Annotated in this window: 12 protein-coding genes and 1 pseudogene; all 13 read left to right on the forward strand. The window is 64.1% G+C overall.

The window, feature by feature from the left end; translation table 11 throughout:
* The coding region (locus tag ACO48X_RS06920) for a phosphatidate cytidylyltransferase (protein ID WP_485001366.1) at positions 1 to 237 on the forward strand (237 nt) is incomplete at its 5' end.
* Positions 238 to 746: 509 nt separating this feature from the next.
* Positions 747 to 1961: a dual-specificity RNA methyltransferase RlmN gene (gene rlmN, locus ACO48X_RS06925; RefSeq protein ID WP_485001378.1), complete on the forward strand. Its 1215-nt coding sequence runs from the start codon at positions 747 to 749 to the stop codon at positions 1959 to 1961.
* The gene (locus ACO48X_RS06930; RefSeq protein WP_484991406.1) at positions 1958 to 2506 is read left to right on the forward strand and encodes a DivIVA domain-containing protein; all 549 of its coding nucleotides are present in this window, start codon (positions 1958 to 1960) and stop codon (positions 2504 to 2506) included. The genes rlmN and ACO48X_RS06930 overlap by 4 nt, the downstream gene beginning before the upstream one ends.
* Entirely contained in the window at positions 2506 to 3858 is a 1353-nt protein-coding gene (locus tag ACO48X_RS06935; protein ID WP_485001379.1) for a 1-deoxy-D-xylulose-5-phosphate reductoisomerase, read from the forward strand. The genes ACO48X_RS06930 and ACO48X_RS06935 overlap by 1 nt, the downstream gene beginning before the upstream one ends.
* Positions 3858 to 5159, forward strand: coding sequence for a M50 family metallopeptidase (locus ACO48X_RS06940; RefSeq protein WP_485001380.1), 1302 nt, complete (start codon positions 3858 to 3860; stop codon positions 5157 to 5159). Before ACO48X_RS06935 ends, ACO48X_RS06940 begins: the two co-directional genes overlap by 1 nt.
* Before the next feature lie 191 nt (positions 5160 to 5350).
* Entirely contained in the window at positions 5351 to 5494 is a 144-nt protein-coding gene (locus tag ACO48X_RS06945; protein WP_485001367.1) for a hypothetical protein, read from the forward strand.
* A 166-nt stretch (positions 5495 to 5660) separates the two neighbouring features.
* Positions 5661 to 6371 carry a hypothetical protein gene (locus tag ACO48X_RS06950; RefSeq protein WP_485001368.1) on the forward strand — a complete coding sequence of 237 codons (711 nt, stop codon included), beginning with the start codon at positions 5661 to 5663 and terminating at the stop codon, positions 6369 to 6371.
* A gap of 118 nt (positions 6372 to 6489) precedes the next feature.
* Positions 6490 to 6924, forward strand: coding sequence for a hypothetical protein (locus ACO48X_RS06955; RefSeq protein ID WP_485001369.1), 435 nt, complete (start codon positions 6490 to 6492; stop codon positions 6922 to 6924).
* Between the two features lie 82 nt (positions 6925 to 7006).
* Positions 7007 to 7666, forward strand: coding sequence for a hypothetical protein (locus ACO48X_RS06960; protein WP_485001370.1), 660 nt, complete (start codon positions 7007 to 7009; stop codon positions 7664 to 7666).
* Positions 7667 to 7683: 17 nt separating this feature from the next.
* Positions 7684 to 8763: a hypothetical protein gene (locus tag ACO48X_RS06965; RefSeq protein WP_485001371.1), complete on the forward strand. Its 1080-nt coding sequence runs from the start codon at positions 7684 to 7686 to the stop codon at positions 8761 to 8763.
* Positions 8764 to 8860: 97 nt separating this feature from the next.
* Positions 8861 to 10000 (forward strand): flavodoxin-dependent (E)-4-hydroxy-3-methylbut-2-enyl-diphosphate synthase, encoded by a 1140-nt coding sequence (ispG, locus tag ACO48X_RS06970; RefSeq protein ID WP_485001381.1) that lies wholly within the window; start codon positions 8861 to 8863, stop codon positions 9998 to 10000.
* A gap of 138 nt (positions 10001 to 10138) precedes the next feature.
* Positions 10139 to 10405 (forward strand): annotated as a pseudogene (locus ACO48X_RS06975) (DUF4081 domain-containing protein); the annotation flags it as partial.
* A 247-nt stretch (positions 10406 to 10652) separates the two neighbouring features.
* Positions 10653 to 10862, forward strand: coding sequence for a GNAT family N-acetyltransferase (locus ACO48X_RS06980; RefSeq protein WP_485001372.1), 210 nt, complete (start codon positions 10653 to 10655; stop codon positions 10860 to 10862).
* Positions 10863 to 11222: the final 360 nt, after the last annotated feature.

An 11222-nucleotide genomic window follows, 5' to 3' on the forward strand; every position in this document is an offset into this window, starting at 1 on the left:
GTTCTGGTCGGCTCGCTGCTGGAGCGTCCGTGGCGGGTCGGCATGCTCGTAGGGATCGCAGCCGTGCTCTGCTCGACCGTCGGAGACCTGTCCGAGTCGCTTCTCAAACGCGACTTAGAGGTCAAGGACATGGGTTCCATCTTCCCCGGCCACGGAGGGATGCTCGACCGCATCGACTCGATCCTCATGTGGGCGCCGGTCTGTTACGCGGTTATGACCGCGCCGTTTGCGAGATGACGCCGTCGACTCGCCATGCCCCTTGGGCTGGCAGGCCTCTGACTGCCGCCGGGCCTTTGTTTTGTCTCCGGACAGGGCCCGCTGTCGAAAAGTCTGCGATACGCCGCAAGGCACACTTCCCGCGGTTCGGCAAGCGAATCCCTTGTGGGAAACAATACGACGATCAGGTAATGTAACGATCTCGTAATCTGGTATGCTCTTCACCGTCGGCGAGTTGGAAACGCTGACGAAACAACCTCATACAGTACTCAATCCCCATATAGTACGTAATCCCCATACGGCAGACGGCCAGCCCTCCGCAAGCATCGCTCACCGGCGGAAGGGTGCGCAATTTTCCGTTGCGTCCGCCTGCACAGAATCTTGATTCGTTCCACGCAACGTGCCTCATTCGACAGTCGGGCCGTTGCGAACGAGCGAGCCTACCGTGAGAGAATGGGCGAGTTATGACGCCACCATCTTCCCAGGCTCAATCGAGCCAAAACGCGCCCGGCCGCGGCGGCCGTCAAGTCATGCCCGCCGTCGAATCGGGGCCGCGTCCGCTGCTCTCGTTCGCGGAGGCGCGCAGGGGAAAGCCGCCCGAGCACCTGGCAGACCTCGACCTCGCCGAAAGGAAAGACAGGGCGGCAAAGGCAGGCTTTCCGGCTTTTCGGGCCGATCAGCTGTCGAGACACTACTTCGAGCATTTTGACGTCGACCCTGAGCGCATGACCGACCTTCCCGCGCGGGACCGCGAGGGCCTCGTGTCAACTTTCTTTCCTCCGCTGCTGACGAAAGTCCGCGACCTGACCGCAGACCGCGGCCTCACGGTCAAATCGCTGTGGCGGATGTTCGATGGCGCAATGGTCGAAACTGTGCTCATGAAATACCCTGACAGGGCAACCTTGTGCATTTCTTCCCAGGCCGGATGCGGGATGGCGTGTCCGTTCTGCGCAACCGGCCAAGGAGGGCTCACTCGCAACCTGTCCGCGGGGGAAATCGTCGAACAGGTCCGCTGCGGGATGCTCGCCGCCGCGCGAGGCGACCTCGGCGAGCCGTGCCGCCTGACCAACGTCGTGTTCATGGGCATGGGCGAGCCCCTTGCGAATTGGAAACAGGTGCTCAAGGCCCTCCGGCGGATCATTGAGCCTTCGCCCGCGGGCTTCGGCCTGTCAGCCCGCAACGTCACGGTTTCAACCGTGGGAATGGTGCCGCTCATCGAGAAGCTCGCCGAGCAGGGCATGCCCGTGACGTTGGCGATCTCCCTCCACGCGCCCGACGACGAGCTTCGCGACCCACTCATTCCCATCAACTCGCGATTCAACGTGGGCCGGCTGCTCGACGCCGCCCGCTCCTACTTCGCCAAGACGGGCCGTCGCGTTTCCGTCGAATACGCCCTCATCCGGGACATGAACGACCACAAATGGCGCGCGCAGCTCTTGGCCGACGAGCTCAACCGCCGCGGCCGGGGGTGGGCGCACGTCAACCCCATTCCCCTCAATCCGACTCCCGGCTCCATTTGGACTGCGAGCACCCCAGAGGCCCAGAATACTTTTGTACAGACTTTGCTGGACGCGGGCATCCCGACGACGATACGTGACACGCGCGGATCGGACATCGACGGCGCCTGCGGACAGTTGGCAGCTGAAGTCACGCGATCTTCTGCAAGGGCGGCCAAGGCCGCCGAGGCCGCCGAGCTCGTCAGGCGCGGGTCGGGGGCGGACGGACCGAAGGGGGTTTTGCGATGAAGGACAAACCGTTTCGCACGGTTGGTATCTTCGACAAGGGATACGACATCGAGGAAGTCGATGATTTCCTCCGCAGGGCGAAGGACGCCTACAACGGGCCGCTGACTCCGGCTTTCGACGAGAACACCGTGCGAAACGCCGCCTTTAGCAGGGCGCGCGGCGGATACGTGCCCGCTGAGATCGACGACGCGCTCGACAGGCTGGAGGCCGCCTTCGTTCAAAAGCGGAGAGCCTTGGTCGTTGCGGACCGAGGCGAGAAAGCCTGGCTGAACACCACGTATCAGGACGCCAAGAGCCTCTACCCGCGACTTTTGCGCCCGGTGGGCCGCAGATTCCGCGAGGCCGACGGATGGGGCTATTCGAAGGTCGAGGTCGACGAGCTCATCGACAGGCTCTCGGACTATTTCGACGGAAAGACCGATCTGTCGGCGCGCGAGGTGCGCGAAGCCGTCTTCGGCTCGGCGAAGGACAATCACGCCTACGACGAGTCGGTTGTCGACGTCTACCTAGAACGCGCCGCGAGCGTTCTCCTGTCGGTCGAGTGATGCCGGGTTCTCAGCGCGGGGTGGTTCTTTTGGGGTCCACCGGATCCATCGGCACGCAGGCGCTCGCCGTCGGCGCGCGGAACCCGGAGGATTTCCGCATTCTCGGGCTCGGAGCGGGCGGAGGAAACGTCGATTTGCTGGCCCGCCAGGCCGTGCAATTCGGCGCGAAGGCCGTGGCGGTCGCCGATCCGGCCGCGGAGGCAGCTCTCTCAAAGGCGCTTTCGGCCTATGCCTCCGCCGGAGGCTCGTTCGACGCGCGCGCTGCCGTACGCCACGCGGCCGACGATTCGTCCTCCGCGCGAGCGGACGCCGGCCCTTTCGCCGCCGGTTCGTCCGAGGCCGCCGCCGAGCCGGCCCGCAGTCTCGGCGGCGTCGGCCGGCTGCCGGAAATCGTCTCCGGCCCGTCGGCGATGTCCGCGATAGCCTCCATGGCGGGGGAGGACGACGTGGTCCTCAACGGCGTCACCGGCTCAATCGGCTTGGCGCCCACCCTCGCGGCGCTGCGGTCGGGAGCGACGCTGGCCCTGGCCAACAAGGAGTCCCTCGTCGTCGGAGGGCCCCTCATCGGGCAGGCGACGGTCCGGCCGGGCCAGATCGTCCCCGTGGACTCGGAGCATTCGGCCATAGCTCAGGCCCTCTCGTCCGGGCGGCATCGCAAAGGCCTGACGAGCCCCGTCGTCGACGGTTCGACGGAAGTGCGGAGGATCGTCTTGACGGCTTCTGGCGGGCCCTTCCGAGGCAGGACGAGAGCCGAACTGGCCCACGTCACTGCGGAGGAGGCGCTCGCCCATCCGACGTGGAACATGGGGCCGGTCGTGACCGTCAACTCCTCGACTCTCATGAACAAGGCGCTCGAGCTCATCGAGGCGGCCTACCTTTTCGACGTCGCACCCGAGGACATCCTCCCCGTCGTCCACCCCCAATCCGTGGTGCACTCGATGGTCGAATTCCGCGACGGATCGACAATCGCCCAGGCGTCGCCGCCGGACATGAGGCTTCCCATCGCGCTCGGCCTGTCCTGGCCGCGGCGGCTTGCCGACGTCGTCCCCGCGAACGACTGGGACAAGCCGGCAGCGTGGACGTTCGAGCCGCTTGACGACGAGACCTTTCCCGCGATCGGCCTGGCGCGAGCCGCGCTTGCGCAATCGCCGCTGCACCCCGCCGTCTTCAACGCCGCCAACGAGGAATGCGTCGAAGCCTTCCTGCGCGGGCGGATCGCCTACCTAGCCGTCGTCGATACCGTCGCCGATGTGTTGGAGGCTTTCGAAGCAGTCGACGAGCCGAGTTACGAAAGCGTGCTCGAGGCCGACCGATGGGCCCGCGCCCGCGCCCGCGAGACGATGGGAGTTTGATGTCAATCCTGGGAATCCTCTTCCTTGTATTGGGCTTGCTGATTTCGGTGGGAATCCACGAACTCGGCCATATGATCCCCGCCAAGAAGTTTGGGGTGAAAGTTTCCCAGTACTTCATCGGCTTCGGCCCCACCCTGTGGTCGAAGAAAGCCGGCGGAACGGAATACGGGATCAAGGCGCTGCCCCTGGGCGGATTTGTCAAGATTGCGGGCATGATTCCGCCGGGCAGGCCCGGGCGCAAAGAGCTCAACAGACGGGGAAAGCTCACGCTGGCCGAGGAGGCGCGCCGCGAAAGCGCCTCCGAAATCGGACCCGGCGAAGAGACTCGGTCGTCTTGGCAGCCTCCGGCTCCGAAGAAGCTCATCGTCATGTTCGGCGGGCCGTTGACGACCCTCGTCCTGTGCTTCGCGTGCCTGGCGATCGTCGTATGCGGGATCGGGCTTCCCAAAGCCACATCGACGGTCGGGAAAGTCGTGCCGTGCGTGACCCAGAAATCCGAGTGCGCGGCTTCGGACCCCAAGTCGCCGGCGGCTGAGGCGGGGCTTCGCGCGGGCGACGAAATCACCTCCTGGGGCGGACGCGCCGTCAAGGATTGGAAAGAGATCCAGGCGGCGATCGCCGAGGGCGGCACCGACAAGGCCGACGTCGTCGTCCGGCGCGGCGGCGCGACGATGACGCTGAGCATCACTCCGATCGCGACGAAACTGCCGAAGACCGACGCCTCAGGGAAGGCCGTCAAAGACGCCCGGGGAGAAACGGTCTACGAGATCAAGCCCTACGTGGGCATTTCTCCCACGCACGAACGCCGATCCGAGTCCCTGATGCGGGTTCCCGGGATGGCCCTCGAACAAGCGGGAGGGACGGCCAAAGCGCTCGCTCGGCTTCCCGTGGGCCTGTGGCAAACCGCCCGAAGCGTTGTGACGGGGGAAGAGCGATCCGCCTCGGGCGTTGTAGGAATCGTCGGCGTCGCCGATCTGGCGGGGGACATTGCCTCGGTGCGGGCGAAGTCCTACGACTGGCCGGCGCGTCTCGGCGATCTCCTCTTGCTGGTCGGCTCGCTCAACATGACGCTCTTCATCTTCAACCTCATCCCCCTCCTTCCCCTCGACGGCGGGCATTTGGCCGGCGCCACGTTCGAGGGGCTGCGGCGATCGGTCGCCCGAAGGCGCGGGCGCCCCGACCCCGGCCCGATCGACACCGCGCGTCTCATGCCTCTCAGCTACGCCGTCGCGATCGCCTTCATCCTCATGACCGTCGTGCTCGTCGTGGCCGACGTCGTCAACCCCGTCAAACTTCTGTAACCGAGCGCCCGCCCGGATCGAGTCGCCTCCCGAAAAAGCAGGCGCGCGCATCGCTTCGGTGATAGTTTTGACGGTGACGGAGCTTTGGCGCCGCCGCGCTTGCGACGTCGTCTTGGAGCAGAGGCGCTTTCGCCGCCGCGGAGACCGACGAGGCGAGTACGCATCCGTCGTCTTTCATGAGAATGGGGGGCTTGAGCAGGACGAGCGCTTTGCTCGTCGACCTTGCGATGCTGGGCGGCGCCGTCATGTTGCTGGTGACGCTGATGGTTTCGCTGGCCGACGGGCCGGGGACTTCGGACGACAGACGCACGGGCACGCGGGACGCTCCGGCATAGGAGCCGTGGACCTAAAAGACGCGGACTTAAAAGACGCGGGTCCGGGGGAGGCCTCGGACATGGAAAACCGGTGATCTCGCGGTCCCGCCAGGGCCCGCCGGGCAGACGCCCGAGCCGAGATGAAAGCCGGAGGCCCAGCGGAAATGAGAATGAGGAGAACGGGCAAATGGACGACCGAGCCGACGACGCCTTCGGCGATTTGTTGGGCGTTTTTCTGCAGAAAGAACGCAAGAAAGAGACCCAAAACGGATCAAACCGTCTGCGCTCAAAAAGAACGGGCGGACGCGGAAGAAGGATGTCGGCGATCGCTGCAAAACGAGTTGCCGCGCGCACCGAGCCCCGAACGCCGGGATGGTTCGTTCGGTTCATGCTTTTCTTCCAAATTGCGATGATCTATTTTGCGCCTTTTTTGGCGATTCTGGTGCCGAGATGGTCAGGAAACGACGTTGCGATCGACATGATCGCGATTTGCTTGTTCCTGCCCGTGATGCTTCTCGCTCAGATGCTGATTTTCATTGTGACGATGATGCGCGCCATCTCCAGCGGCGTCTTCGCACTCGGCTATGTTGTATCGACTTTTCTGTGCTCCTATTACCTCTGCGTCTCCGCAGAATCGGCTTCTCTTTTGAAACCTCGATGTCCGTGGCCGTCTTCAGCCTCTGTTTCGGCGCCTTTTCCTTGCTCGTTGCTCTGGTCCTGTCGTTTTGCGGCAACCAGAATAAGCCCACGCGTCCAAAGGAGCTTCACGATCGTCCGACGGCGCTTCCGATTTTCGAAGGCTCGGGAACGCGCCGTGTTCACGGAAGAACCAAGGCTAGCTTGGGAGTTGGCCCCGTCGGGGAAGGATCGGCATGAACGAAGATTTTTCGGCTTCTGAAATGCGCCTCGCTGAGGCCTCGCATCGAGAGCGTCGCCGAGAAGGCGGAGGAAAGAAGGGAAAAAGGCGGCCCGGTCGGTTCTCCGTGTTCGCTTATCATGCTCAAGGCCCCGCTGTCTTGCTCTTGCCTCTGGCGGTGATTTTCGCTCCGGGCGGGCTGGAATACGGCGGGTGGATGATGCTCCTGGGATTGCAAATGGCCGTCTGCATGGTCGCCGGCCAGTCAGCCATCTGGATATCGACGGCGATTCACGCGCGTCGGGTCGGCGTCTTAGCGCTTGGGCGCCTCACTCTTCTGACCCTCATGGCCTATTGCGCGTGCGTCGTTCTTTATTGCCTGTCGGCCATCGAAGTTGATGACGCTAGGGATTACCCTTCGATCCTTATGAAGATGGGGATGTCAAACGAGATGACCCATTTCCTCGCGGAGAACGCCATTCGAATCGGGGCGGCCATGTTGCTGGCGGCTGTGATTGTTTCGCTCGTTGACCGGCCGAAGGTTTCCAAGCGCGAAACTCTTGACGGCGACGGAAACCCGTTCATATTCTCTTAGGCACACGATGCTTGCGAGCGCGAGGGTAAGCGCTGAGAAACGCTGCGCTGCTCTCCTTCGTCAAAGGCGGAAGGCAGGAGTCATGAACATGCCCGACGATACAAGCAACTTCGCCGGAGACCCGAATGCGCCCCATGGGCCTGCGCCCTACGGGCCTGCGGCTCATGGGCCGGCTCCTTGCGGCCCGGCGCCCTACGGGCCGGGTCAAGTGGAGAAGACGCACCGATTCTTGAGGTTTCTCTACTTGAGCCAAGTCCCCTTCATCATTCTTGTGCCTCTAGCCCTCGCCGCTCTTCCAGGAGGCATCGGTTCGAAGGGCGGCGTCTTTGAAAACGTAATGTCGGTTCTTGCTCCGATCACGGTCTTCTTCCAGGCGCTAATCTGGATTGCCACATACATTCGCGCCGACGCCGCCGGGGTGAGGATAGTGTCGAAAGCCGTCGCTTCGCTTCTATGCCTTTACTACGCCTCCGCCCTGTTGTGCGGCTTGGCTGCGCCCGACATCAGGGCGGCCCCGGAGGGCGGGATCGGTGACTTCGAGCCGTCCATATTGAAGCGCTTGGGGGTGGACGGCCGCTTTAGCTTCAGACTGGCGATACTCTCCTTTCTGGCAGGCGCAGCGTTCCTGCTCGTGACCACAGTGGTGGCGATGGCCTCCAACCCGCTGCCGAAAGAACTCCGGTTTCAAAGGAGAAAACCGCAATGGCAGGAGGGGCCGCAAATGCGGCAGGAGGAATTGTGAACACGGCTGGAGGAACCATGAACCAGGTGGAAGGAGAGCAGATTCGAGGCGACGAGGGCGAGTCCGTTCGAAAAGGAAAAGGCGAGAGCGGTCAAGAGGGAGGGGGCGAGCGTCTTCCGGAACGAAAGGAACGGCCGACGCTCGGCCGCATGTACGGCCTGTATCGGCTGCAAGGCCTTTTGGCATTCGTTGTTCCGCTGGCTTGCCTCGCCTCGTATTACGCGGCGTACGGCGCAACCGGGGACTCCTCCGACGTCGACATGGTCCTAGCCATGGCCCTGACCATGCTCATCGGGCAGACGGCCGCCTGGATTGCAAGCGTGATAAAAGCCCGCAGAATCGGGGTTCTCGGTTTGGGAAGGCCGACGGCCGCCTGCCTTGTCGCCTACTGCGCCTGCGCGTCCTTCGTCGTTGCCTGCCTAGCCTTCGGCACGAGGCTCTTTCACGTGCGCGCACTCGACCGCGCCGCGGTTCTTCGTTTCACCGCTCCGGTCATGGTCGTTTTGCTTCTTGCGGCGGTCGCTTCCGCGCTGGCGAGCGAGCCGACAGCCGCCGACGGGGCCCGAGAATCGCCCACGCCCGTGCGAGGCCAGCCCGGCCCGCCGAGCAGGCAAAGAAAGGGAGGCGGCCCCGCCGTGTCCGGGCTTCGACGCTTCGTCTACAGGCGCCAAGGCGCGATGATGCTCGTCGTCGTCGCTGCGATCACGCTTATGCCGGGAGGCGTGTGCAAAAAAGGCTGGATGCTTTTCTTGGGCCTTCTGTTCCTTTCCCCGATCGTGCTTTTCGGCCTTCTGCTCGTGCGGATCGTCACGCGTTCGCGAATGAAGCGTTCGAACGACGTCGCGCGCGCAATGCCGGCCCCGACGGCCGTTTTCTTGACGGTCGTCTACGCAAGCGCGATCCTTTACGGACTGAGCATGTATGAGAACGACGGCACCGAGGACCATCCCGCGATTTTGCACAGCGTCGGAGTGCCGACGAGCGTGAGCTTCTTCCTCGTCTCCGTTTCGCTCATCGCGGGAGGGCTGAGCCTGCTCGCGGCCGCCGTGAGCCTGGCCTTTGTCAAGCCGGCGCGGGCTTTCACACACGGCGAATGAAATTGCAGCGGCTGATTCTCCCGTCACACAGACAGGCCCGAGATCACATCGTCGCGGTTCACGTGGGATACTTGGACGCGTGATTGTTGACCTTGGCATGCCGGGCCTGCGCCCCGAGCTCAATGTCCTCTCTCCGAGGAAGCGCACGCGTCAGATCCAGGTCGGGGGCGTCGCCGTCGGCGGCGACGCCCCGATTTCAGTGCAGTCGATGACCACGACGAAGACCCACGACATCGGCTCGACCCTCCAGCAGATCGCCGAGCTCACGGCCGCAGGGTGCGACATCGTCCGCGTCGCATGCCCCACGGACAAAGACGCCTCCGCGCTGAAGATCATCGCCCAGCAGTCCAGAATTCCCGTCATAGCGGACATTCACTTCCAGCCCAAGTACGTTTTCGCCGCCATTGAGGCCGGATGCGGGGCCGTTCGGGTTAACCCCGGAAACATAAGGAAGTTCGACGACAAGGTCGCCGACATCTGCAAGGCCGCCTCGGACGGTGGCGTCTCCCTTCGCATCGGCGTCAACGCTGGGTCGCTCGACCCGCGGCTGCTCAAAAAATACGGCTCCGCCACCCCGGAGGCGCTCGTCGAATCCGCCGTCTGGGAGGCCTCCCTCTTCGAAGAATGCGGTTTCCGCGACTTCAAGATTTCGGTCAAGCACCACGACGTCGTCACGATGGTGCGGGCCTACCAAATGCTTGCCGAGCGAGGCGACTGGCCCCTCCATCTCGGCGTCACCGAGGCGGGCCCCGCCTTCCAGGGAACCATCAAATCCGCCGCGGCCTTCGGCACGCTCCTGGCGCAGGGGATTGGCGACACGATCCGCGTCTCCCTCTCGGCGCCTCCCGTCGAAGAGGTGAAGGTCGGATCCAAGCTCCTCGAATTCATGGGACTGCGTCCGCGCAAGCTCGAGATCGTCTCCTGTCCCTCGTGCGGCCGAGCCCAGGTGGACGTGTGGACGCTCGCCGAATCCGTCGAGGAAGGGCTCAAAGACGTCAAGGCGCCGCTGCGGGTGGCCGTCATGGGCTGCGTCGTCAACGGACCCGGAGAGGCGCGCGAAGCCGACCTCGGCTGCGCTTCAGGAAACGGCAAGGGCCAGATCTTTGTTCACGGAAAGGTGGTTGAGACGGTCGCTGAAGACCAGATCGTCGAAACCCTGCTCAAGTACGCCAACGAGATGGCTGAGGAAATGGGCGAGGCCGCCGAGGGCGACAAACCCGTGGTAGAGGCATTCTGAGCGGTCGACGTGTCCTGGATCAATCGCAAACGCTGCCCCGGCATGCGCTCCCTCGGATCCTCCGACGCGGAGGCGGTCCTGCGTTTCTTTGAAAGCAGACCGGTGGACGCGGTCCTTGCACGGGTGGCCGTTGAAGACATGGGGCTTTCAGGCCACAGGGGGATCGGTTTGTTCGACGCCGCCAACGAGCTCACGGGGTTCGCATGGGACTGGGGCAACGTCATTCCCCTCGGATTCGACGCCGTGGGCCTCGACCTTCTCGCGGAGGAGCTGCTCGGGAAGTGGCGGTCGGCGACGTCGATGGTGGGCCCCAGCGACCAGGTGATGGGCTTGTGGGAACGGGTGGAGGGCCAATGGGGGCCGGCCCGCGAGATTCGCAGGCGGCAGCACTCGATGGTCATGGGCGAAAGGCTCAAGGCGGCCCCGGATCCGCTGGTCCGGCAGGCTGAGCTTTCCGACATGCCCATCGTCTTTCCCGCCTCCGTGGCAATGTACATCGAGGAAGTCGGGCAGGATCCGACTGTCTTCGGCAACGCCTACGAGAAACGAGCCGAGAGCCTGGTCAGGCGCGGCCACACATTCATTCGCACGGCCCCGGCAGCCGACGGCGCGGGTCGTCTTCAAGGCCGACGTCGGCGCCTTGGCCGGCGGCGTGGCGCAGATCCAAGGGGTGTGGGTCCCGCCCGATCTGAGGGGGCGCGGCATCGCCACGTCGGGGATCGCCGCCTCCGTCGCCCTCATTCGGGAAAAGGTTGCCCCGACCGTCTCCCTCTACGTCAACGACTTCAACGAGTCCGCCGTCGCCGTCTACCGCAAGGTGGGATTCGACTCCGTCGGAGAATGGACGACGATATACATATAGGCGCGCGTGCGGGGTCCGAATACATATAGGCGTGCAGGCGTGCGTGCGGGGTCCGACGCACAGCGCCGCCGAGTGCCTCGTGCAGCCGCGCGCTTTGTGCGGCCGAGTGTTCTGCGCGGCCGGCCGCATTGGGGCGCGGCGAAAACAGGAGCGGCGGAAAAAGAGGGGCGGAGGAAAGCAGGGGCGCGGCGAATACGGCGAAACACGGGCACGGTCCGCCGGATTCGACGGCTTCGGCAGGCCGCCCGGTATGCTTGTACCCGTGCTTAGAATGTCATCTCTTTTCGTTCGTACGCTGCGCGAAGATCCGGCCGACGCCGAAGTCGCCAGCCACAGGCTGCTCGTGCGGGCAGGGTACAT

This window comes from Peptidiphaga sp. (assembly GCF_057238965.1).

Coding starts and splice junctions, on each gene's coding strand:
- ACO48X_RS06940 (WP_485001380.1), top strand. CDS start 3,858: ATGTCAATCCTGGGAATCCTCTTCCTTGTATTGGGCTTGCTGATTTCG.
- ACO48X_RS06950 (WP_485001368.1), top strand. CDS start 5,661: ATGGACGACCGAGCCGACGACGCCTTCGGCGATTTGTTGGGCGTTTTT.
- ACO48X_RS06960 (WP_485001370.1), top strand. CDS start 7,007: ATGAACATGCCCGACGATACAAGCAACTTCGCCGGAGACCCGAATGCG.
- ispG (WP_485001381.1), top strand. CDS start 8,861: ATGCCGGGCCTGCGCCCCGAGCTCAATGTCCTCTCTCCGAGGAAGCGC.
- ACO48X_RS06930 (WP_484991406.1), top strand. CDS start 1,958: ATGAAGGACAAACCGTTTCGCACGGTTGGTATCTTCGACAAGGGATAC.
- ACO48X_RS06935 (WP_485001379.1), top strand. CDS start 2,506: ATGCCGGGTTCTCAGCGCGGGGTGGTTCTTTTGGGGTCCACCGGATCC.
- rlmN (WP_485001378.1), top strand. CDS start 747: ATGCCCGCCGTCGAATCGGGGCCGCGTCCGCTGCTCTCGTTCGCGGAG.
- ACO48X_RS06965 (WP_485001371.1), top strand. CDS start 7,684: ATGAACCAGGTGGAAGGAGAGCAGATTCGAGGCGACGAGGGCGAGTCC.